The sequence below is a fragment of the Sphingomonas floccifaciens genome, assembly GCF_042681125.1.
Classification (GTDB): domain Bacteria; phylum Pseudomonadota; class Alphaproteobacteria; order Sphingomonadales; family Sphingomonadaceae; genus Sphingomonas; species Sphingomonas floccifaciens.
The window spans coordinates 960,186-979,944 of sequence record NZ_JBHUFC010000003.1; the positions used below are offsets into that span (position 1 = coordinate 960,186).

Genomic DNA, 19,759 nt, shown 5'->3' on the forward strand with positions numbered 1-19,759 from the left:
ATCCCAGAAGAAGTGCGGTGCTTCGACAAGCTCAGCACGAACGGGGAGGGGACAGCCCTTTCCCCGAATCCGTTCGCTCTGAGCTTGTCGAAGGGCCGTTCTTCTCTTTCTCCGAAGTTTGAGGTGTTGGCATGACCATCAACCAGAGCGGCTGGCGCCCCGAAATGACCCCCGGCGCCGGCGACGCCCCCGCGACCTTCACCGGTAACCGTGCGCTGATGCTGGAGGAGCCGACGATCTTCGAGATCGGATCGACCGACACCACCGGCGTCGACTTCGCCGACGGCGATGTGGCAGGCTCGCGCCTCGGCGACCTGACCCGCAAGAGTGCGATCGGCCTGCCGGGCCTGTCGGAGCCGGAGACGGTCCGCCACTACACCCGTCTCAGCCGTCAGAACTATGCGATCGACCTAGGGCTCTTCCCGCTCGGCAGCTGCACCATGAAGCACAACCCGCGCCTGAACGAACGCGTCGCGCGGATGCCCGGTTTCGCCGACGTCCACCCGCTCCAGCCAGTTGACACCGTGCAGGGCGCGCTCGGCGTCATCAACGAACTGGCGATGTGGCTCATCAAGCTGACCGGCATGCACGGCGTCGCAATGAGCCCGAAGGCCGGCGCGCATGGCGAGCTGTGCGGCATCCTGTGCATCAAGGCCGCACTCGAAGCCCGCGGCGAGGGGCATCGCAAGGTCATCCTGGTGCCGGAGTCGGCGCACGGCACGAACCCGGCGACGGCCGCCTTCGCGGGTTTCGCGGTCGAGGACATTCCTGCGACCGCCGAAGGCCGAGTCGACACCGCTGCGCTGAAGGCTCGCCTCGGCCCGGACGTCGCAGCCGTGATGATCACCAACCCGAACACCTGCGGGCTGTTTGAGCGTGACCTGAAGGAGATCAGCGACGCGGTCCATGCGGCCGGCGGCTACGTCTATTGCGACGGTGCGAACTTCAACGCGATCGTCGGGCGCGTGCGGCCGGGCGACCTCGGCGTCGATGCCATGCACATCAACCTGCACAAGACCTTCTCGACCCCGCACGGCGGCGGCGGGCCGGGCTCGGGGCCGGTCGTGCTGTCGGAGGCGCTTGCGCCTTACGGCCCGCTGCCCTACACGGCGCGGACCGCGGACGGCTATGTCCACCTGATCGAGGAAGAGCGCGCCGAGGAATTCTCGAACGAGCATTTCGGCGGCAAGCTCGACAGCTTCGGCCGCATGGTCGCCTTCCACGGCCAGATGGGTATGTTCACCCGCGCGCTGACCTACATCCTCAGCCACGGCGCGGATGGACTGAAGCAGGTTGCCGAGGATGCGGTGCTCAACGCCAACTATGTCCTGCGCAGCCTGGAGAACACACTCGACGCGCCGTTCGCGGGTTCGGGGCCGTGCATGCACGAGGCGATCTTCTCCGACGCCGGGCTGCCGCAGGGTTTCTCGACGCTCGACATCGCCAAGGGACTGATCGACGAGGGCTATCACCCGATGACGGTCTACTTCCCGCTGGTCGTCCACGGCGCGATGTTGGTCGAGCCGACCGAGACCGAATCGAAGGCAGCGCTCGACCAGTTCATCGGCGCGCTGCGGAGCGTGGCGGAACGGGCCAAGGCGGGCGATCCGGCGCTGAAGAGCGCCCCGCACTACGCCCCGCGCCGGCGGCTCGACGAGACGCTGGCCGCGCGGAAACCCGTGCTGGTGTGGAAGGATGCGCCAGTCGCGGAGGCGGCGGAGTAGCTTCCCGCCCGTCCCCCAAACCCGTTCGTGCTGAGCTTGTCGAAGCACTGCCCTTTCTTCGTGCCGCAAAGACTGTTGCTCGAAGGAAGGACAGCACTTCGACAAGCTCAGTGCGAACGGGGTGGGGGAGCTCGTCCCTCGACTTCGTTCATCGCGAGCGGATAGAAGGGGCGGATGCAACCCACCGGCCCGAACATCTGGATCAGCTACGGCATCACGGCGATCATCATCGCCGTCGTCCTGGCGATCCGCTGGAAGCGGATGAGCAAGGTCCGCCCGCTCAAGCTGGAGCATCTCTGGATTTTCCCGGCGCTATACGGTGCGCTCGCGGTCTATATGTACGTGACCCACCCGCCGCAGGGCTGGGCCTGGGCGTTCTGTTTCGTCGCCCTCCTGCTCGGCGCCGCGCTCGGTTGGCAGCGCGGCAAGTTCATGCGGATCACGGTCGACCCTGAAACCCACACGCTCAACCAGTCGTCGAGCCCCGCCGCGGTCCTGTTCATCGTCGCGCTGATCCTGGCACGCAACGCCGGCCGCGCGGCGCTGGCGAGCGGCGGCGGCTCTGCGATGCTGCACCTGAACGCGATTGCCGTCACCGACATGCTGATTGCCTTCGGGCTTGGCCTGTTCGCGGTCCAGCGGCTGGAGATGTATCTGCGCGGCCGACGTTTGCTCGACGAGGCGCGCCGGCTCAGTCGCTGACCGCGGGCGCCGAACGCGCGATGCCGCGCGCCAGCCTTTGCTCGCGCCAGACGATGTACAGCCCCGACGCGACGATCAGCGGCGCGCCGATCCACGTCCACGCGTCCGGCAGCACGCCGAACAGCGCCCAGCCGTAGAGCGTCGCCCAGATCAGCCCCGAATAGTCCATCGGCACCACCACCGACACCGGCGCCAGCGTGATCGCGGTCGTCATCGTCAACTGCCCGATCGCCCCGACCAATCCGATGCACACCAGCATCGCCCACGTACCCGCGTCATGCGTGCCGAGCGTCCACAGGAACGCCGGGAACAGCGGCACCATCGACAGCACGGAGAAATAGAAAACGATCGTCGCCGGCGGCTCGCTGGTGCCCATGCGGCGGATCAGAATCGACACGGCGGCGCTGAGCGATGCGGCGAGCAGTCCGGTGACCGCGCCTTGCCACGGGATCAGCCCGCTGCCCGGCTGGGCGACGACCAGCACGCCGACGAATCCTAGCACGACCGCGCTCCAGCGATGAATGCCGGTCTTCTCGCGCAATAACACCGCGCCCAGGATGGTGGCGAAGATCGGCACGGTGAACTGGAGCGTGGTCGCTTCGGCAAGCGGCAGCAGCAGCAAGGTCGAAAACATGAAGGTCATGCTGCTCAGCCCGACGGCACAGCGCACCGCATGCGCCGACAGCCGCTCCGTCCTGAGCGACGCCAGCCCCGGCCCCAGCGCGACCCAGGCGACGACGACCGGGATCGACCCCGCCTGGCGGAAGAACAGCAGCTCGACCAACCCCGCCCCGCGCGTCTCTGCGAGCTTGATGAGCGCCCCCATCGTCGCGAACGCCACCACCGACGCGAGGCGATAGCCGATGGCCGGCAGGATGCGGTCGGTGGCGGACATGGGGCTCGCCCTAGGGGACGTTGGCGCGGATGCGAAGGCAGGCGGAGAAAATTTCGCGTCTGTCCTGACCTGGGTTGGGATGAGGCATTTCGTCCAATTGCGGCCGGGACGCTGCGGCCTATCTGCCAGATATGTCCGACGAATCTTCGCAGCCCGCACCGGCGCCTGATGCCCAAGGCCGCTTCCGCTGGATCCTCCATTGCGGTTGGCGGGGCCTATGTCCGCGCTGCGGGCAGGGGCGGATGTTCCGGTCGTGGTTGCGGATCGTCGACCGGTGCGCGGTCTGCGATCTCGACTATCGCTTCGCTGCGCCTGATGATGGCCCGGCGTTCTTCTCGCTCTGCATCATTGCGCTGCCGCTGATCTTCCTGGTCGTGTGGATCGAGGTTGCGTTCGATCCGCCGGGGTGGGTGCACCTCGTCACGTCGCTGCCGGTGATGGTTGCGGGGACGCTGCTGCCGCTCAGGCCGATCAAGGGCTGGCTGGTCGCGTCTCAATTCGTCAACCGCGCGCAGGAGGCTGGGACGCAGGCGCTATGGTCCAAGCTGCACGGGACCGAGCGGGGGGATTTCGACCAGTAATTTCTGAGCCAACTACGGGGTCATCCCGGACTTGATCCGGGATCCAGAGTTACGGGTCACATCGCTTGCGGCCCTGGATCCCGGATCAAGTCCGGGATGACGAGGCTGTGATCAATGCTTGCGAACGAACTCCGCGCGCAGGACCAGGCCCTTGATGCCGTCGAACCGGCAGTCGATTTCCTGCGCGTCGCCGGTCAGGCGGATCGACTTGATGACGGTGCCCTTGCGAAGCGTCTGGCCGGCGCCCTTCACCTTCAGATCCTTGATCGTGATGACGCTGTCGCCATCAGTCAGCAGATTGCCCGCTGAGTCGCGGACTTCCACGACATCCGCGGCAGCGGCGCGGGCGGCGGCTTCGGCAGCGGGGAGCCATTCGCCGCTGGCTTCATCGAACACATAGTCTTCGGACATGGGCGCGCCTTAGCCGCCGCGCGCCCTGAACGCCAACGCGAGTCCGCCATTATGGGGGGTATGGCGCCGCCATAGTGACGTGCGCCCCGCGCCGCGCTATCGGCGCTTCCCATGATCAAGCACGCCCTTTCCGTCACGCGCGAAGCTGACTTCGCCGCCTGGTACCAGTCCGTCATTTCGGAGGCTGACCTGGCCGAGGAATCGGGCGTCCGCGGGTGCATGGTCATCCGGCCATGGGGCTATGGCATCTGGGAGCGCATCCAGCGCCTGCTCGACGATCGCATCAAGGCGACGGGGCATGAGAATTGCTATTTCCCGCTGTTCATCCCGCTCAGCTATTTCGAGAAGGAGGCCGAGCACGTCGACGGCTTCGCCAAGGAAATGGCGGTCGTCACGCACCACCGGCTGATCGCCGACGGCAACGGCGGGCTGACGCCTGACCCCAGCGCCAAGCTGGAGGAGCCGCTGGTCGTGCGCCCCACGTCGGAAACGGTGATCGGCACCGCCTTCGCGCGCTGGGTCCAGTCGTGGCGCGACCTGCCGGTGCTGATCAACCAGTGGGCGAACGTCGTCCGCTGGGAAATGCGCACGCGGATGTTCCTGCGCACCGCCGAATTCCTGTGGCAGGAGGGGCACACCGCCCACGCCACCGCGGACGAGGCGCGCGAAGAGACGCTGAAGATGCTCGAAGTCTATCGCGAGTTCGCGCAAGGCTGCCTGGCGCTGCCGGTCGTTGCGGGCGAGAAGCCGGAGAACGAGCGCTTCCCCGGCGCGGTCGCGACCTACAGCATCGAAGCGATGATGCAGGACGGCAAGGCGCTGCAGGCGGGCACCAGCCACTTCCTCGGCACCAATTTCGCCCATGCCCAGAACATCCGTTTCCAGAATGCCGAAGGCGAGCTCGACTATGCCAACACCACCAGTTGGGGCGTGTCGACGCGGATGATCGGCGGGGTCATCATGACCCACGGCGACGACGATGGCCTGCGTGTGCCGCCGCGGATCGCGCCGTGGCAGGTGGTGATCGTGCCGATGCTGCGCGACAATGACGAGGACGCGGCGATCGTCGATTACTGCAAGGCGTTGCAGGCCGATCTGGCGAAGCAGATGGCGCTGGGCGAACCGATCCGCGCGCTGCTCGACCTGAAGCCCGCCAAGGCCGCGACCAAGCGCTGGGGCTGGGTGAAGAAGGGCGCGCCGATCGTGATTGAGGTCGGCGGGCGCGACGTCGCCGGCGGCAACGTGTCGGTCATCCGCCGCACCGCGCTGTACCGCGAGGACGGCAAGCTCAACTCGGCGATCCTGCCGCGCGATGCCTTCGTTGGCGAGGCGGCGGCGATGCTGGAGGCGATCCAGGGCGACCTGTTCGAACAGGCCGAGACGCGGATGAAGGCCGCGATCGCGCCGATCGACGATTGGGCAGACATCGAGCGGATGTTCGCCGAGACTGGCGGCCGCCCCGGCTGGGCCGACGTCCGCTGGTCGAAGCCGACCGGTGAGGCGCTGGAGAAGGTCGTCGAGCGGCTGAAGGCGCTGAAGCTGACCATCCGCAACGCGCCGCTGGGCCAGACCGGAACGGATACGGGCGCGTGCATCTTCACTGGCGAGCCGGCAGTGGAGCGGGTGCTGATCGGGCGGTCCTACTGATGGCGATCTGGCAGCGCCCGGTCGACCTGTCGCGCCTGACCGCGCTCGGTGCGGCGACGATGCCCGGGCATGTCGGAATCGAGTTCACCGGCGTGGGCGAAGACAGCCTGACCGCGCGGATGCCGGTCGATCATCGCACGCACCAGCCGTTCGGCCGGCTGCACGGCGGGGCTTCCGTGGTGCTGGCGGAGACGGTCGCGTCGGTCGGCGCGTGGCTCGCGGCGCCTGAGGGCAAGGCGGCGGTCGGGCTGGAGATCAACGCCAACCACATCCGCCCGGCGATGTCGGGTCATGTTCATGCGACCGCGACGGCGGAAGCGATCGGGCGGACGACTCAGGTGTGGACGATCCGCATCGTGGATGACGCCGACAAGCTGGTGTGCCTGTCGCGGATCACGATGGCGGTGATCGAGGCCTGACCTACACCCGTTCGCCCTGAGCTTGTCGAAGGGCTGCCCTTCTTCCTCGGGCGACAGGCTTTGCCGCTCAAAGAAAGGGCAGTGCTTCGACAAGCTCAGCACGAACGGTGTAGGGAGCGGCATGACGTCTCCACCAACCCAAACCTACGACGCCATCATCCTCGGCGGCGGCGCCGCGGGCCTCTTCGCCGCCGCCACCGCCGGCCAGCGTGGCCGCAAGGTGCTGGTCGTCGACCATGCCCCGCGGGTGGGGCAGAAGATCCTGATCTCCGGCGGCGGGCGGTGCAATTTCACCAACATCCACACCGCGCCCGACCGCTACATCAGCGCCAACCCGCATTTCGCCAAGTCGGCGCTCGGCCGCTACACCGCAGCCGACTTCCTCGAATTGATCGACGCCTACCGTATCGCCTGGCACGAGAAGACGCTGGGCCAGCTGTTCTGCGACGGATCGGCGGGGCAGATCGTCGACATGCTGCTCGACGAATGTGCGAAGGGAGATGTGGCGATCGCGACCGGGCATCCGGTGCGGGACGTCGGTCATGCCGATGGGCGCTTCTCCGTCACGTTCGGGAACCGAACCGCGTCGGCCCCGGCGCTCGTCATCGCCACCGGCGGACCGTCGATCCCCAAGCTCGGCGCGAGCGATTTCGCCTATGTCCTCGCCCGCCGCTTCGGACTGAAGGTGGTCGAGCCGCGTCCGGCGCTGGTGCCGCTGACGCTGGGCGGCGACGAGATGCTGTTTCGCGGTATCGCCGGCGTATCGACCGACGTCGTCGCCCGCGCGGGCAAGGCGGCGTTCCGCGAGGCGGCGCTGTTCACTCACCGGGGGCTGTCGGGGCCTGCGATCCTCCAGGCATCGTCCTATTGGCGGCTAGGGGAGGCGGTGGCGATCGACCTGTTGCCCGACCGCCCGGCGGGGTGGTTGCGGACGGCCAAGCGCGACCAGCCGCGGGTCGGCGTGAAGCGGGCTCTGGGCTTGCCCGAACGGCTGGCGGACGCGCTGGCCGAGCGGCTGGCGCTGGCGGGCGAACTGGCGAACATCCCCGACCGCGCGCTGGAGGCAGCGGAGCGGCAGCTGGCCGACTGGCGCTTCCATCCCAACGGGACGGAAGGGTTTGCAAAGGCCGAAGTCACGGTCGGCGGCATCGCGACCGACGGGCTGTCGCAGAAGACGATGGAGGCGAAAACGGTGCCGGGACTCTACGCGATCGGCGAAGCGGTCGACGTCACTGGGTGGCTCGGCGGGTATAATTTCCAATGGGCCTGGGCGAGCGGTCGGGCCTGTGGGGAGGCGATTTAGCCGTCCGTGCTCCCGCGCAGGCGGGAGCCCAGAGCCACAGGCGACGTCCTTTGAAACCCTGGGCTCCCGCCTGCGCAAGAGCGTGGTTAGCTAGGAAGCGCGTCCCGCCTTCTCCACCAACCCAGAAACCCCCTCGCGCCGCGCCAGCTCCGCGCGCACGTCGTCAAGACCGAGCCCCATGTGATGCAGCAGCACGGTCAGATGGAACATCAGGTCGGCCGCTTCCCCGACTAGCCCCGCACGGTCGTCGGCGATCGCGGCGATGACGGTTTCGACCGCTTCCTCGCCGACCTTCTGCGCGATCTTGGCGCGGCCCTTGGCGGCGAGAGACGCCACATAGCTGCTGCCGGGGTCGGCGCGCAGGCGATCGGCGATCGTGGCTTCGAGTTGGGCGAAGGCGTCCATGGGCGACCGCTTGGATTGGTCGAGTGGCGGCGTCAATCCCAGTCACCCCGCTCACCTATCGAGAGGGCGGCGCAGATCGCAGCGGTCACGGTCGGCATGACCTGTGACGAAGCGACATCGTTTGCGATGATTCGCCGCTAACGGGTTGGAAGAAAATGGGTGTCGGGCGACACGAACGCCATCACCGCCAGCGCCTGGCATGTGCGGATGGTGGCGTTCAATTGGTTGCTGTCCGATGGTCGCCCGACACTTGCCGTCATTATGCGCACGAAATGAACGTCGTGTTAAGCCCGAACCGGAACGCCGGCCGCGGCGAGGGCGCGATGGGCATCGGCGACGGTGGCTTCGCCGAAATGGAAGATCGACGCGGCGAGCACAGCCGACGCTTGGCCCTCGACGATTCCGGCAACCAGATGGTCGAGCGTGCCGACCCCGCCCGAAGCGACGACGGGCACGTCGACCTGGGTCGCGATGGTGCAAATCAGGTCGAGGTCATAGCCGTCCTTCGTCCCGTCGCGGTCCATCGACGTGACGAGCAATTCGCCCGCGCCGAGTCGCGCCAGATTCAATGCGTGGGCGACCGCGTCGATTCCGGTCGCGCGCCGTCCGCCGTGGGTGAAGACCTCCCAACGCCCGTCGACGCGGCGCGCGTCGACCGATGCGACGACGCACTGGCTGCCCATCCGCTCGGCGATGTCGGCGACCAGTTCGGGGCGGGCGACCGCGGCGGAATTGACCGCGACCTTGTCGGCTCCGGCAAGGAGCAGCGTCCGCGCATCCTCGACCGAACGCACCCCGCCGCCGACGGTCAGCGGCATGAAGCAGACTTCGGCGGTCCGGCGGACGACGTCGACGATGGTATCGCGGCCTTCGTGGGATGCGCCGATATCGAGGAAGCAGAGTTCGTCGGCGCCGGCCGCGTCATAGGCGCGCGCCTGTTCCACCGGGTCGCCGGCGTCGCGCAGATCGACGAAGTTGACGCCCTTCACGACGCGGCCGTTCGCCACGTCGAGGCAGGGGATGACGCGCGCGCGGACGGTCACTTCGTGCCCTCTCCCCTCTGGGGAGAGGGTTGGGAGAGGGGCGGGCTCTCAGCGAGACCGGCCGCTCGGTGAGACACCTGCCCCTCTCCCCGACCCTCTCCCCGAGGGGGAGAGGGAGTCTGGTTCGCCACCGCGATCGCTTGCGTCAAATCCAGCCGCCCATCATACAGCGCGCGGCCGGTGATGACCCCTTCGATCCCCGGCTGTCCCCTCAGCGCATGGATGTCGTCGATCCCCGCGACGCCGCCGCTGGCGATCACCGGGATCGCTACGTCGCGGGCAAGCGCGGTCGTCGCCTCGACATTGCACCCTTTCAGCAACCCATCGCGGCCGATGTCGGTGAACAGCAGCGCCGCGACGCCGGCGTCTTCGAACCGGCGGGCGAGGTCGGTGGCGGTGACGTCGGACACATCGGCCCAGCCTTCGGTCGCGACGAAGCCGTCGCGCGCGTCGACCGCCACAACGATGCGGCCGGGTAGCGCGCGGGCGGCGTCCTTCACCAGCTGCGGGTTGCGGAGAGCCGCGCTGCCGATGACGACGCGGGCGACGCCAATGTCCAGCCAGGCGTCGATGCTATCGCGCGTGCGGATACCGCCGCCAAGCTGCACCCGGCCGGGGAAAGCGGCGACGATGCCGCGCACCGCGTCGCCGTTGACCGATCCGCCGGCGAAGGCGCCGTCGAGGTCGACGACGTGGAGATGATCCGCGCCGACGGCCGCGAAGGCGCGGGCCTGGGCGGCGGGGTCGTCACCGTAGATCGTGGCGCGGTCCATGTCGCCTTCGGCGAGGCGCACGACCTGGCCCTGCTTGAGGTCGATGGCCGGGAAGATGATCATGGGACTTTCCTAAAAATCCTCCCCCAGCTTGTCTGGGGGAGGGGGACCGCCGACCGCAGGTCGGTGGTGGAGGGGCTTGGAGCGTACTTCGCCAGCCCCTCCACCACTCGGCTACGCCGAGCGGTCCCCCTCCCCGAGCAAGCTCGAGGAGGAATTGGAGCGGTCACGGCGTCCACGTCAGGAACCGCTCGATCAGCGCCAGCCCGTACGCCTGGCTCTTTTCCGGATGAAACTGCACACCCAGCAAATTGTCCCGCCCAATCGCCGCGGTCACGGTGCCGCCGTGCTCGGTCGTCGCGAGCACATTCTCACCGGCGAAGGCGAAGCTGTGCAGGAAATAGGCCTCGCCCGGCACGATCAGCGGATGGGGTGTGGTCGGACGCACATCGTTCCACCCCATGTGCGGCACGCGGACGCCCGGTGCAGGCGTCAGTGCGCGGACCTCCCCGGCGATCCAGCCAAGCCCGGCGTGCTCGCCCATCTCGTACCCGGTCGTCGCCATCAGCTGCATGCCGACGCAAACGCCCAGGAACGGTCGGGCGCGGGCGAATACGGCCTCTTCCATCGCCGCCACCATGTCGGGGATCGCCCGCAGGCCCGCCGCGCAGGCGCCGAACGCGCCGACGCCGGGCAGGACCACGCGGTCGGCCTTGCGCACCACGTCCGCGTCTGCCGTCACCGCAATGTCGCTCGCACCGGCGGCGAGCAGCGCGTTGTGGACCGACTTCAGATTGCCGGCGCCGTAATCGATCAGCGCGATCGTCACGACAGGGCGGTCGCGACCGCGTCGGTCGCCAGGCTGGCCGCCATTTCCGTCACCGCGAAGGTCGCGACGCCGGAGGTGACGAACGGGTCGCTTGCCGCCAGCGCCTCGACCTCGGCGCGGTGGCCGCGGAAGATCAGCACGCCGCCGGTCCGAGGTACCTGGCGCCCGGCCAGCAGCAGGACACCGGCGTCGATCCCGGCCTGCAACCAGGCGACATGGGCGGCCATCTGGGCATCGACCTCTTCGATCGGCGCGACATAGGTCAACGTGACGATCGATACCGGCGCGGCGTTGAGGCGGGCCATGTTACAGCGTCCCCTTCGTCGACGGAATCGCGTCCGCCTTGCGCGGATCGATCTCGATCGCGGTGCGCAGCGCCCTCGCAACGCCCTTGAACGCGGCTTCGGCGATGTGATGATTGTTCTCACCGTACAGCGTGTCGATGTGCAGCGTGAGTCCCGCGGTCTGCGCGAACGAATGGAAGAAATGCGCGAACATTTCCGTGTCCATCTCGCCCAGTCGCTTCTGGGTGAAGGGGAGGTTGCCGACGAACCAGGGGCGGCCCGAAATGTCGAGCGCCACGCGGGTCAGCGTCTCGTCCATCGGGGACAGCGCGTCACCGTAGCGACGGATGCCGCGCTTGTCGCCCAGCGCCTGGGCGATCGCCTGGCCCAGCGCAAGGCCGGTATCTTCGACGGTGTGATGCTCGTCGATATGCAGGTCGCCGACCGCCTTTACCTCGATGTCGATCAGTGAATGGCGCGAAAGCTGTTCGAGCATGTGATCGAAGAAGCCGACCCCGGTCGCGATCTGGTAGCGGCCGGTGCCGTCCAGGCCGACGGTCACATCGATCGAGGTCTCGCTGGTTTTGCGGGCGATGGTGGCGGTGCGCATGGGGCGAGCCAATAGCGCGGCGGGCGCGCCATGCAATCAATGTTGCTTTGTCGATGCCCAAGCTTGACCGACACGCCGATTGGCGTCAGCAAGGCGGGCATGACCACGGGTGTAGCCGATAGCCTGATTCCGTACGACGAGATCGTGCAGGAGGCGCTGCGCGCCGTCGTCGGCCGCGTGCTCGGCAGCATTGCCGAGTCGGGCGGGCTCCCCGGCGAGCATCACTTCTACATCACCTTCAAGACCCGCGCGCCGGGCGTCGACATTCCCAAGCGGCTGATAGAGCGTTTCCCGGACGAGATGACGATCGTCATCCAGCATCGTTTCTGGGATCTGACGGTGACCGACAAGGGCTTCTCCGTCGGCCTGTCGTTCAATCAGGTACCCTCGACCCTGGTCATCCCGTTCGCGGCGATTACCGGCTTCCACGATCCGGCAGTCAACTTCGAACTGCGCTTCCAGGCAAACGACGAGGGCGATGTCGAGCCGCACGAACCGGCGGACAATGACGAGCCGATCGCGAAGCCGGTCGAGGACGGGTCGAACGTCGTGGCGGTGGATTTCAAGCGAAAGAAGTAGGGAGCGAGGCGAGTAGCGAATGCTAATCGCCGGTCGCGCGACTGCGCGACGCGAACCGCCGGCCGGCGCGGCCATGCAGCGACCGACGTCATGGGATTTACTACCATGACGGCTGTCTCCGGAAACACCCGCTCTCTCTCTCAGGAAGGCGGCCCTCCGCGAAAATCTCCCCCTTCTTTTCCGTCATTCCGGCGAACGCCGGAATCCAGGGTTTCTCTGCCCAAACCGTTGTTTTGCTTGGCCCTGGATCCTGACTTTCGTCAGGATGACGGTTTCCGCAAAGCGGCGAGGACTTATCAAAGAAGCTTCGCGGCGGCGGGACGAGGGCGGGGTGGAACAACCGCCTTAGGCCACGCATATTTCGCGCATGACCACCACCCGAACCGAAACCGACTCGATCGGCGCCATCGAGGTTCCTGCCGACGCCTATTGGGGCGCGCAGACGCAGCGATCGATCGAGAATTTTCCCTTCGCGCCAAGCGAACGCATGCCGATCGGTATCATTCATGCGCTGGCCCTGGTGAAGCAGGCCGCGGCGCGGGTGAACCGCGACGATCTGGGTCGCGAGAAGGCCGATGCGATCGAGTCGGCCGCTGCGGAGGTTGCCGCCGGCCACCTCGACGATCAGTTCCCGCTGGTCATCTGGCAGACGGGCAGCGGTACCCAGTCGAACATGAACGTCAACGAGGTGATCGCGGGGCGCGCCAACGAAGTGCTGACGGGCACGCGGGGCGGCAAGACGCCGGTCCATCCCAACGACGACGTCAACCGCGGGCAGTCGTCGAACGACAGCTTTCCGACCGCGCTGCATGTCGCGGCGGCGCTGGCGATCCGCGACAAGCTGGCTCCGGCCGCCGAGCGGCTGACGCGGGCGCTCGACGAAAAGGCGCAAGGCTGGGCGGGGCTGGTCAAGATCGGCCGCACGCACTTGCAGGATGCCACGCCGCTGACGCTGGGGCAGGAATTTTCGGGCTATGTCGCGCAGCTTCAGAACGCGCTCGTCCGCATCACCAAGGCGTCGGAGCGCAACCTGTTTCCGCTCGCACAAGGCGGAACGGCGGTCGGCACGGGGCTCAACGCGCCCGACGGGTTCGGTCCGGCGATGGCGGCGGCGCTGGCCGAGCTGACCGGCCTCGCCTTCACCAGCGCCGACAACAAGTTCGAGGCGCTGGCGTCGAACGACGGGCTGGTCGACGTGTCCGGTACGTTGTCGGTCCTCGCCGTGGCGCTGACCAAGATCGCCAACGACATCCGCCTGCTCGGTTCCGGCCCACGCTCGGGCATCGGCGAACTCGTCCTGCCAGCGAACGAACCCGGCAGCTCGATCATGCCGGGCAAGGTCAACCCGACCCAATGCGAGATGCTGACGATGGTCGCCGCGCAGGTCATCGGCAACCACACGGCCGTGACGGTCGGCGGGATGCAGGGTCATCTGGAGCTCAACGTCTTCAAGCCGCTGATCGGCGCGGCGGTCCTGCGCTCGATCGACCTGCTGGCGGTCGGGATGGAGAGTTTTGCAGAGCGCTGCGTCGAGGGGCTGGAAGCGGACGAGCGTCGCATCCGCGAGCTGGTCGATCGATCGCTGATGCTGGTCACCGCGCTCGCACCGGAGATCGGCTACGACAACGCGGCCAAGATCGCCAAGCATGCGCATGAGCATGGCCTGACGCTGAAGGAGGCCGGGCTGAAGCTGGGGCTGGTCGACGAAGCCACCTTCGACCGCGTCGTCCGGCCCGATGCGATGATCTGACGGAACTTGTTTGCCGGCTCAGCGCTTCACCGCGACGAACGAGGAGGCAATCTATGTTGAGCACGGCCCTCGGCGCCCTCATCGGCGGCGCGATCGATGGAGCGGACGGTGACGACTCGACGATGGACGGCGCGCTGGCGGGCGCGGCGACCGCGATCGTCGTGCGCACGCTCGTGCCGATCGCGGTGACCTATGCGGTCGGCTGGGGCGTGCTCAAGGGCCTCGAAGTCGCCAAGGACTCGGTTTTCGGGAAAAGGACAGGATCATGATCGGCAAGATTATCGGCGCGCTCGTCGGGCGCGAAATGGACCGTCGCGACGGGTCGGGCGGTGCAAAGGGCGCCGTGATGGGCATGGCGGCAGCGGGTATGCTGCGGCGCATGGGTCCGCTCGGCATGATCCTGGGCGGTGGTTATGTCGCCAAGAAGGCGTACGACCGCCACAAGGCGTCCAGGCGCCCTGCCAATTTCTGATCGCCTCCACGGGTGATGCGAGCGTCACCACGTTGAGGATCGAGCCGTCGCGGATCGCGCGGAGGATCAAAGCCTGGACTGCGACCGCGACGGTGTTTCATCCTCGTTTGTGCTGAGCTTGTCGAAGCACCGTAGTTCGTGCCGCGAGCGAATGACGTTGGCATCGCAGTACGACCCTTCGACAGGCTCAGGGCGAACGAAATCTGACGGACGCGCCGCCTGTCTGCACGAGGGAATGGCCTGGTTCCGTCAACGACCCCAAGCCAACCCCGGTTGACCCCGCCGCCCGCGCGCGTCAGAGGCACGCGATGCCGACCCGTACCGAATCCGATCCGCACGGCTTCAAGCGCCGCGGCCTCATGTTCGTGTTGTCCTCGCCGTCGGGCGCGGGCAAGTCGACGATCGCGGGCAAGCTGCTCGCGGCCGAACAGGATCTGAAGGTTTCGGTCAGCTACACCACCCGCGCGATGCGCCCCGGCGAAGTCGATGGTAAGGATTATCATTTCGTCGATCTCGAACGCTTCCGCGAGATGGTCGACGAGCATGAGTTCCTGGAATGGGCGCACGTCTTCGACCACCGCTACGGCACGCCGAAGACCGACGTTTTCCACATGCTGGGCGAGGGGCAGGACATCCTGTTCGACATTGACTGGCAGGGCGCGCAGCAGCTGCACCAGCTGGCCGGCGGCGACGTGGTCCGCGTCTTCATTCTGCCGCCGTCGATGCCCGAGCTGCGCCAGCGGCTGGAGCGCCGCGCGACCGACAGCCAGGCGGTGATTGACGCCCGTATGGCGCGGGCCGCGAACGAAGTCAGCCACTGGGACGGCTATGACTATGTCCTCGTCAACGACGACGTGGAACAATGCTTCGAGCATGTGCGGACCATTCTGGCCGCCGAGCGTTTGAAGCGTTCGCGCCAGACCGGCCTGATCGGGCTGATCCGGCACCTGACCAAGACCGTCTGACCTTTACGAGGATTACGCGATGCCCGGTGGCCTGGTTGCCCTGCTCGACGACATCGCCGCGCTGGCCAAGCTGGCGGGCGCCTCGCTCGACGACGTCGCGGGTGCTGCGGGACGCGCCGGCACGAAGGCGGCGGGTGTCGTCATCGACGATACCGCGGTCACGCCACGCTATGTGACCGGCCTCAGCCCCGACCGCGAATTGCCGATCATCGGCAAGATCGCGCTGGGGTCGCTGCGCAACAAACTGCTGTTCCTGCTTCCGGCCGCGCTGCTGCTCAGTGCCTTCGCACCATGGGCGATCACGCCGATCTTGATGGTCGGCGGTGCCTATCTCTGCTTCGAAGGCGCGGAGAAGGTGTGGGAGGCGCTCTCCGGGCAGCATCACGAGGCCGAGGTCGCGGAGATCACCGACCCGGTCGAGCTGGAAAAGCGTCAGGTTTCGGGGGCGGTGCGGACCGACTTCATCCTGTCGGGCGAGATCATGGCGATCGCGCTGTCGGACCTGGAGGGCGAAACGCTCGTCACCCAGGGCGCCGTGCTTGCGGTCGTCGGCATCGCTATCACCATCGGCGTGTACGGCGTCGTCGCGCTGATCGTGAAGATGGACGATGTCGGCCTGCGATTGGCCAAATCCGGCTCGTCCGCCGCGCAGACGATCGGCCGCGGCCTGGTCGCGGCGATGCCGAAGCTGCTGAAGGCGCTGTCGATCATCGGCACTGCGGCGATGATCTGGGTCGGCGGCGGCATCATCTCGCACGGATTGGAGGTCTTCGGGCTGGGCGCAATCCCGCATACGATCGAGCATGTCGCGGAAGGCGCGGCGAATGCCGTCCCGGTCGCGCATGGCGTGGTCCACTGGATCGTCGGCGCGATCGGTGCTGCGATCGTCGGCGGGATCGTCGGTGGCGTGATCGTGGCCATCCACCATGCTGTCGCGAAGGCACGCGGGGCGCACTGAGGCTTAGGGTCGATTCGATCGGCTTTGTTCAACCGTTCGTGATGCGCGAAGTCGAACCACTTGGTGGAGGGCTGCCCTTCGACTTCGCTCAGGGCGAACGGGGGGCGAACGTAGCAGATGTCTTCAGGCGCTGGCGTTGCGACTAAGTCCGATTGGCGTTCAGCATAGCTGCGCTGCGGCGCAGGCCGAAGCGTTGGCAAGCGTAAGGGCTGAAAAGGCCGATGCGCCGGACGGCACCGGTGCACGAAATCCGACGCAGATCGGTCCGTTACTCGGCCGTCCGTCGCGTCTCACCATCGATATCGCTTGCGCCGTCTCCCTAGACGGCATCGTCGCGTCGTCGCGACCGCAGGAAAATTGGTCGGGGAAAGAGGATTCGAACCTCCGGCCCCTGCCTCCCGAAGGCAGTGCTCTACCAGGCTGAGCTATTCCCCGACCGGCGCCGACGGGGGCGAACCCCTGCTGGCGAGGCGCGGCCTATATCGGGGGTGGGGCGGGGTTTCAAGCGGTGATTTCAGGATTCCGCGCCAGCCTTTCGGCATGTCCACGACCGCGGCGATTTTGGCGCGTGGCGGCGGCCGGCTTGTTCCCGATCGAACAGAGGCTTACATCGGTTACATGGCGCATCATCATCACCACGAACACAGCGGCGACGCGCTGGCCAGTGCGGCCGAGGCGGCGCTGGTCAAGGCCGGCGAACAATGGACCGCGATGCGCGCGCAGGTGTTTGATGCGCTGGCCGGCTTCGAGAAGCCGGCATCTGCCTATGACATCGCAGAGGCCGTGTCGAAGGCGCAGGGGCGGCGCGTGGCGGCGAACAGCGTCTACCGTATCCTTGACCTGTTCGTCGGCGCGAACCTGGCGCGGCGGGTGGAAAGCGCCAACGCCTATGTCGCCAACGCGCATCCCGATTGCCTGCACGACTGCATCTTCCTGGTGTGCGACAGCTGCGGCCAGACCACGCATATCGACGACGACCGCATCACCGACACGGTGCGCGCAAAAGCCAGCGGCGCAGGCTTCGCGCCGGTGCGGCCGGTGATCGAGGTGCGCGGGACCTGTGCGACGTGCGGCGAAGGGCAGGCGAACTAGCCTGTAACGGTCGCGCCTTCGAGACTGGGCGGGGCATCCGTTCGTGCTGAGCGCAGTCGAAGCACCTGTTGTAGGACTGCCCTTCGACTTCGCACAGGGTGAACGGGGTCGAGAACGGCGAATGACTTTGCCTTCAGTTCAACAGTAGCGCCAGAAACCGAGCCCCGGCGTCGAAGTCCGCCTTGTGCGCCGCGGTTGCCTGGGCGGCGAGGTCGTCTTCGCCCCACATCTCAATCTGCCAGTCTTCGTCGATCCGCGCCGCGTGCCATACGGCGTCGGGCGTCATAGCGCCTTCGGCCAGCGCGAGCGCCAGCACCAGCGACCCGGTGACGGTGACGATATGATGCAGCCCGGCGAGCGCGAAGGCGTCGCGCGCTGCCGTCGCCTCGCGCAGCCGTTCGATCGTCGCGGGCGGCTGGGCGCGGTGCATCACGCCGGTCGCGGTTTCGAAATGCACGTCGTATCGCGTACGCGCCCAGTCGAGTGCGGGGTCCCAGGCCGCCCGCTGGCGCTCGACGAGTGGCGCGGGCTCTTCGGCGCGGTAGTAGAGCAGGTCGCTTTCGCCATATTTCGCCAATGTAGTGGCAAAGCCCGCCGGGTCGCGCGCGATCGAATCGATGCTCGCGTTGGCTAGGCCGGTGAGCGGCATCGCCCGGGGGTCGACATCGCCCTCCACGCCGCGCCATTCATCGGCGATCGCCTCGGCCAGCGCGCGCGTCGGGACGGTCAGCAGGGCGCGGCCGGGCGTGCGGATCGGCTTGCCGTCGAGGGCTATGCCTTGCGCGTCGCCCTCTGCGGTAACCGTCACATCCGTCCAGAAGCGCTTCATCGACTGCGCCACCGGTGCGCCAGCGCGCGCGGGACGACCGCCATCATGTAGAGCGCGGCAAGCACGATCGCGACGCCCAGCACCTTGGTCGGCCAATCGGTCGCCCGCGCCAGCAGGAGCAGCCCGAGGACGGCTCCCGCCGTCGCGGCCAGCCGTGTGGCAACGATCGCGAACCAGCGGTTGCGGGCCTGTGTGTCTTCGCTCATGCCGCCGAGATAGAGGGTCGCGCGACGCAGGCAAGCATCGTCGCGGGCAGATCGTCGGCATGATCGACGACCCAGGCCGCACCGGCGGCGGCCAGCCTCTCACGCGGATGATAGCCCCAGGCGACACCGACCGCATGCGCATCCGCCGCGACGGCCATCGCCATGTCGTAGCTGGTGTCGCCGATCATCACCGTGTCGGCAGGCAGCGCCCCGGCCTCCGTCATCGCCGCGCGCGCCATTGCGGGATGCGGCTTCGATGGATGGCGGTCGGCGGTCTGGAGCGTGACGAAGGCGGACGTCAGGCCGTGCGTTGCAAGGATGATCGACAGGCCGCGGTCGGACTTGCCGGTCGCGACGCCCAACGCCCAGCCGCTGTCGGCCAGCGTCGCCAGTGCTTCGGCGATTCCGGGATAGAGCGGTTCGTGCGCGAAATCGGGCGTGCCCCGCATCGCGACGAACGCGTCCTTGTAGGATTGCGCGAGCACGTCGTGGAACGCCCCGTCGGCGAGCGGGTGGAGCACCGCCATCGCCTGCGGCAGGCTCAAGCCCACGATGCCACGTATCGCCGCGCGCGATGGTGGGGCCAGCGCATGGGCGTCGAACGCGCGCTCCACGGCCAAACAGATGTTGGCGGCCGAATCGACCAAAGTGCCGTCGCAATCGAACAGCGCGAGACGCGTCATGCCAGCCCCCGCATCAGCTGCGCGATCCCGCGACGGCCCGCCGCCTCGCTGGCGTCGGCGGCGGCAAGGCGGGCGGTGTCAGGCTTGTTCTGCCCGAGCTTCAGCGTGCCGCGCCACGCGGTAACCTCCAGCGTGAAGCCGGTGATCGCGTTCAGCATCGCATCGAACTTGCGCGGGTCCATCTTCGCGCGGGTCCAGGCGGGCTTGTCGAGCTGTGCCTCGTTCTCCGCGGTCAGCTGGTCGATCTGCGCGATCAGGGCGTCGCGGTCCATCCGGCGCGCCGTTCCCTCCAGTTCGACCGCCGCATAATTCCACGTCGGCACCTGATCGGGGTCGAGGTCGTACCAGTCGGGGCTGATATAGCCGTCCGGCCCCAGCACCGCGAACACCGCGGTCGCGCCGTCGAGATGCCGGGTCAGCCCATTGCCGCGGGCGAGGTGCAGGCCAAGCGTCGTGTCGTCGAGCCACACCACCGGCACCTGCGCAACGCGTGATCCGTCTGGGGTCTGTGCGAACAACTGGCCGAACGCGATGTCGCGGACGAAGACTCGTAGCGCGTCGCGGTCGTCCCAGCGGAAGGAGGGATTGGGGTGCATTTC

General features: G+C 67.4%; 24 protein-coding genes, 1 tRNA gene and 1 pseudogene. 13 read left to right on the top strand and 13 right to left on the bottom strand.

Annotation, left to right across the window (positions count from 1 at the left end; all coding sequences use genetic code 11):
• Positions 1-131: 131 nt before the first annotated feature.
• Positions 132-1,724 (top strand): aminomethyl-transferring glycine dehydrogenase subunit GcvPB, encoded by a 1,593-nt coding sequence (gene gcvPB / locus ACFSC3_RS11600; RefSeq protein WP_380940598.1) that lies wholly within the window; start codon positions 132-134, stop codon positions 1,722-1,724.
• Between the two features lie 174 nt (positions 1,725-1,898).
• On the top strand, positions 1,899-2,426 hold the full coding sequence (locus ACFSC3_RS11605) for a CcdC protein domain-containing protein (RefSeq protein ID WP_380940599.1): 528 nt from the start codon (positions 1,899-1,901) through the stop codon (positions 2,424-2,426).
• Here the strand turns inward: ACFSC3_RS11605 and ACFSC3_RS11610 are convergent.
• Entirely contained in the window at positions 2,416-3,321 is a 906-nt protein-coding gene (locus ACFSC3_RS11610) for a DMT family transporter (RefSeq protein WP_380940600.1), read from the bottom strand. The two genes, ACFSC3_RS11605 and ACFSC3_RS11610, sit on opposite strands and share 11 nt — an antisense overlap.
• 131 nt (positions 3,322-3,452) lie before the next feature.
• Here ACFSC3_RS11610 and ACFSC3_RS11615 point away from each other — a divergent pair, with 131 nt between their 5' ends.
• Positions 3,453-3,902, top strand: a complete 450-nt coding sequence (locus tag ACFSC3_RS11615; protein ID WP_380940601.1) for a DUF983 domain-containing protein — start codon at positions 3,453-3,455, stop codon at positions 3,900-3,902.
• 111 nt (positions 3,903-4,013) lie between these two features.
• On the opposite strand, the gene ACFSC3_RS11620 is transcribed toward ACFSC3_RS11615, so the two are convergent.
• Entirely contained in the window at positions 4,014-4,313 is a 300-nt protein-coding gene (locus ACFSC3_RS11620; RefSeq protein WP_380940602.1) for an alkylphosphonate utilization protein, read from the bottom strand.
• A 111-nt stretch (positions 4,314-4,424) separates the two neighbouring features.
• On the opposite strand from ACFSC3_RS11620, the gene proS reads away from it, so the two are divergent.
• From proS to ACFSC3_RS11635, 3 genes are all read left to right on the top strand, one after another.
• Complete coding sequence (gene proS, locus ACFSC3_RS11625) at positions 4,425-5,960, top strand: proline--tRNA ligase (RefSeq protein ID WP_380940603.1); 1,536 nt, start codon at positions 4,425-4,427, stop codon at positions 5,958-5,960.
• Complete coding sequence (locus ACFSC3_RS11630) at positions 5,960-6,379, top strand: hotdog fold thioesterase (RefSeq protein WP_380940604.1); 420 nt, start codon at positions 5,960-5,962, stop codon at positions 6,377-6,379. Before proS ends, ACFSC3_RS11630 begins: the two co-directional genes overlap by 1 nt.
• Positions 6,380-6,500: 121 nt before the next feature.
• Entirely contained in the window at positions 6,501-7,682 is a 1,182-nt protein-coding gene (locus ACFSC3_RS11635) for a BaiN/RdsA family NAD(P)/FAD-dependent oxidoreductase (RefSeq protein ID WP_380940605.1), read from the top strand.
• Positions 7,683-7,772: 90 nt separating this feature from the next.
• Here ACFSC3_RS11635 and ACFSC3_RS11640 read toward each other — a convergent pair whose 3' ends face one another.
• The 6 genes and pseudogenes from ACFSC3_RS11640 to hisB all read right to left on the bottom strand — a co-directional run bounded on the left by ACFSC3_RS11640 (position 7,773) and on the right by hisB (position 11,626).
• The gene (locus ACFSC3_RS11640; RefSeq protein WP_380940606.1) at positions 7,773-8,087 is read right to left on the bottom strand and encodes a phosphoribosyl-ATP diphosphatase; all 315 of its coding nucleotides are present in this window, start codon (positions 8,085-8,087) and stop codon (positions 7,773-7,775) included.
• 284 nt (positions 8,088-8,371) lie between these two features.
• A complete protein-coding gene (gene hisF / locus ACFSC3_RS11645) occupies positions 8,372-9,130 on the bottom strand; it encodes an imidazole glycerol phosphate synthase subunit HisF (RefSeq protein WP_380940607.1) in 759 nt (252 codons plus the stop codon).
• 125 nt (positions 9,131-9,255) lie between these two features.
• A pseudogene (gene hisA, locus ACFSC3_RS11650) lies at positions 9,256-9,966 on the bottom strand (1-(5-phosphoribosyl)-5-[(5-phosphoribosylamino)methylideneamino]imidazole-4-carboxamide isomerase); the annotation flags it as partial.
• Between the two features lie 163 nt (positions 9,967-10,129).
• Positions 10,130-10,732 (bottom strand): imidazole glycerol phosphate synthase subunit HisH, encoded by a 603-nt coding sequence (gene hisH / locus ACFSC3_RS11655; protein ID WP_380940608.1) that lies wholly within the window; start codon positions 10,730-10,732, stop codon positions 10,130-10,132.
• Positions 10,729-11,037 carry a YciI family protein gene (locus ACFSC3_RS11660; protein ID WP_380940609.1) on the bottom strand — a complete coding sequence of 103 codons (309 nt, stop codon included), beginning with the start codon at positions 11,035-11,037 and terminating at the stop codon, positions 10,729-10,731. Before ACFSC3_RS11660 ends, hisH begins: the two co-directional genes overlap by 4 nt.
• 1 nt (position 11,038) lies before the next feature.
• Positions 11,039-11,626 (bottom strand): imidazoleglycerol-phosphate dehydratase HisB, encoded by a 588-nt coding sequence (gene hisB, locus ACFSC3_RS11665; protein WP_380940610.1) that lies wholly within the window; start codon positions 11,624-11,626, stop codon positions 11,039-11,041.
• Positions 11,627-11,725: 99 nt separating this feature from the next.
• Between hisB and ACFSC3_RS11670 the strand changes: the two genes are divergently transcribed.
• From ACFSC3_RS11670 to ACFSC3_RS11695, 6 genes are all read left to right on the top strand, one after another.
• Positions 11,726-12,205: an SspB family protein gene (locus tag ACFSC3_RS11670; protein ID WP_380940918.1), complete on the top strand. Its 480-nt coding sequence runs from the start codon at positions 11,726-11,728 to the stop codon at positions 12,203-12,205.
• Positions 12,206-12,572: 367 nt separating this feature from the next.
• On the top strand, positions 12,573-13,955 hold the full coding sequence (fumC, locus tag ACFSC3_RS11675) for a class II fumarate hydratase (protein ID WP_380940611.1): 1,383 nt from the start codon (positions 12,573-12,575) through the stop codon (positions 13,953-13,955).
• Between the two features lie 53 nt (positions 13,956-14,008).
• Positions 14,009-14,224, top strand: coding sequence for a hypothetical protein (locus tag ACFSC3_RS11680; protein WP_380940612.1), 216 nt, complete (start codon positions 14,009-14,011; stop codon positions 14,222-14,224).
• Complete coding sequence (locus tag ACFSC3_RS11685; RefSeq protein WP_380940613.1) at positions 14,221-14,427, top strand: hypothetical protein; 207 nt, start codon at positions 14,221-14,223, stop codon at positions 14,425-14,427. The genes ACFSC3_RS11680 and ACFSC3_RS11685 overlap by 4 nt, the downstream gene beginning before the upstream one ends.
• Before the next feature lie 308 nt (positions 14,428-14,735).
• Entirely contained in the window at positions 14,736-15,392 is a 657-nt protein-coding gene (gene gmk / locus ACFSC3_RS11690; protein WP_380940614.1) for a guanylate kinase, read from the top strand.
• A 19-nt stretch (positions 15,393-15,411) separates the two neighbouring features.
• Complete coding sequence (locus ACFSC3_RS11695; protein WP_380940615.1) at positions 15,412-16,350, top strand: DUF808 domain-containing protein; 939 nt, start codon at positions 15,412-15,414, stop codon at positions 16,348-16,350.
• 358 nt (positions 16,351-16,708) lie between these two features.
• On the opposite strand, the gene ACFSC3_RS11700 is transcribed toward ACFSC3_RS11695, so the two are convergent.
• Positions 16,709-16,785, bottom strand: a tRNA-Pro gene (locus ACFSC3_RS11700).
• Positions 16,786-16,890: 105 nt separating this feature from the next.
• Between ACFSC3_RS11700 and ACFSC3_RS11705 the strand changes: the two genes are divergently transcribed.
• Positions 16,891-17,442 carry a Fur family transcriptional regulator gene (locus tag ACFSC3_RS11705; RefSeq protein WP_380940616.1) on the top strand — a complete coding sequence of 184 codons (552 nt, stop codon included), beginning with the start codon at positions 16,891-16,893 and terminating at the stop codon, positions 17,440-17,442.
• A 133-nt stretch (positions 17,443-17,575) separates the two neighbouring features.
• On the opposite strand, the gene ACFSC3_RS11710 is transcribed toward ACFSC3_RS11705, so the two are convergent.
• The 4 genes from ACFSC3_RS11710 to ACFSC3_RS11725 are packed head-to-tail and all read right to left on the bottom strand — an operon-like array spanning position 17,576 to position 19,756.
• Entirely contained in the window at positions 17,576-18,271 is a 696-nt protein-coding gene (locus ACFSC3_RS11710) for an ATP12 family chaperone protein (protein ID WP_380940617.1), read from the bottom strand.
• Positions 18,268-18,477: a hypothetical protein gene (locus tag ACFSC3_RS11715; protein ID WP_380940618.1), complete on the bottom strand. Its 210-nt coding sequence runs from the start codon at positions 18,475-18,477 to the stop codon at positions 18,268-18,270. The genes ACFSC3_RS11710 and ACFSC3_RS11715 overlap by 4 nt, the downstream gene beginning before the upstream one ends.
• Positions 18,474-19,160, bottom strand: a complete 687-nt coding sequence (locus ACFSC3_RS11720) for an HAD-IA family hydrolase (RefSeq protein ID WP_380940619.1) — start codon at positions 19,158-19,160, stop codon at positions 18,474-18,476. The genes ACFSC3_RS11715 and ACFSC3_RS11720 overlap by 4 nt, the downstream gene beginning before the upstream one ends.
• The gene (locus ACFSC3_RS11725) at positions 19,157-19,756 is read right to left on the bottom strand and encodes an FMN-binding negative transcriptional regulator (RefSeq protein ID WP_380940620.1); all 600 of its coding nucleotides are present in this window, start codon (positions 19,754-19,756) and stop codon (positions 19,157-19,159) included. Before ACFSC3_RS11725 ends, ACFSC3_RS11720 begins: the two co-directional genes overlap by 4 nt.
• Between the last annotated feature and the right edge of the window lie 3 nt (positions 19,757-19,759).

Bases quoted from the DNA above. Each gene is read 5' to 3' on its own strand.
- gcvPB (WP_380940598.1), top strand. From the start codon at position 132: ATGACCATCAACCAGAGCGGCTGGCGCCCCGAAATGACCCCCGGCGCC.
- ACFSC3_RS11605 (WP_380940599.1), top strand. From the start codon at position 1,899: ATGCAACCCACCGGCCCGAACATCTGGATCAGCTACGGCATCACGGCG.
- ACFSC3_RS11610 (WP_380940600.1), bottom strand. From the start codon at position 3,321: ATGTCCGCCACCGACCGCATCCTGCCGGCCATCGGCTATCGCCTCGCG.
- ACFSC3_RS11615 (WP_380940601.1), top strand. From the start codon at position 3,453: ATGTCCGACGAATCTTCGCAGCCCGCACCGGCGCCTGATGCCCAAGGC.
- ACFSC3_RS11620 (WP_380940602.1), bottom strand. From the start codon at position 4,313: ATGTCCGAAGACTATGTGTTCGATGAAGCCAGCGGCGAATGGCTCCCC.
- proS (WP_380940603.1), top strand. From the start codon at position 4,425: ATGATCAAGCACGCCCTTTCCGTCACGCGCGAAGCTGACTTCGCCGCC.
- ACFSC3_RS11630 (WP_380940604.1), top strand. From the start codon at position 5,960: ATGGCGATCTGGCAGCGCCCGGTCGACCTGTCGCGCCTGACCGCGCTC.
- ACFSC3_RS11635 (WP_380940605.1), top strand. From the start codon at position 6,501: ATGACGTCTCCACCAACCCAAACCTACGACGCCATCATCCTCGGCGGC.
- ACFSC3_RS11640 (WP_380940606.1), bottom strand. From the start codon at position 8,087: ATGGACGCCTTCGCCCAACTCGAAGCCACGATCGCCGATCGCCTGCGC.
- ACFSC3_RS11660 (WP_380940609.1), bottom strand. From the start codon at position 11,037: ATGGCCCGCCTCAACGCCGCGCCGGTATCGATCGTCACGTTGACCTAT.
- hisB (WP_380940610.1), bottom strand. From the start codon at position 11,626: ATGCGCACCGCCACCATCGCCCGCAAAACCAGCGAGACCTCGATCGAT.
- ACFSC3_RS11670 (WP_380940918.1), top strand. From the start codon at position 11,726: ATGACCACGGGTGTAGCCGATAGCCTGATTCCGTACGACGAGATCGTG.
- fumC (WP_380940611.1), top strand. From the start codon at position 12,573: ATGACCACCACCCGAACCGAAACCGACTCGATCGGCGCCATCGAGGTT.
- ACFSC3_RS11680 (WP_380940612.1), top strand. From the start codon at position 14,009: ATGTTGAGCACGGCCCTCGGCGCCCTCATCGGCGGCGCGATCGATGGA.
- ACFSC3_RS11685 (WP_380940613.1), top strand. From the start codon at position 14,221: ATGATCGGCAAGATTATCGGCGCGCTCGTCGGGCGCGAAATGGACCGT.
- gmk (WP_380940614.1), top strand. From the start codon at position 14,736: ATGCCGACCCGTACCGAATCCGATCCGCACGGCTTCAAGCGCCGCGGC.
- ACFSC3_RS11695 (WP_380940615.1), top strand. From the start codon at position 15,412: ATGCCCGGTGGCCTGGTTGCCCTGCTCGACGACATCGCCGCGCTGGCC.
- ACFSC3_RS11705 (WP_380940616.1), top strand. From the start codon at position 16,891: ATGTCCACGACCGCGGCGATTTTGGCGCGTGGCGGCGGCCGGCTTGTT.
- ACFSC3_RS11710 (WP_380940617.1), bottom strand. From the start codon at position 18,271: ATGAAGCGCTTCTGGACGGATGTGACGGTTACCGCAGAGGGCGACGCG.
- ACFSC3_RS11715 (WP_380940618.1), bottom strand. From the start codon at position 18,477: ATGAGCGAAGACACACAGGCCCGCAACCGCTGGTTCGCGATCGTTGCC.
- ACFSC3_RS11720 (WP_380940619.1), bottom strand. From the start codon at position 19,160: ATGACGCGTCTCGCGCTGTTCGATTGCGACGGCACTTTGGTCGATTCG.
- ACFSC3_RS11725 (WP_380940620.1), bottom strand. From the start codon at position 19,756: ATGCACCCCAATCCCTCCTTCCGCTGGGACGACCGCGACGCGCTACGA.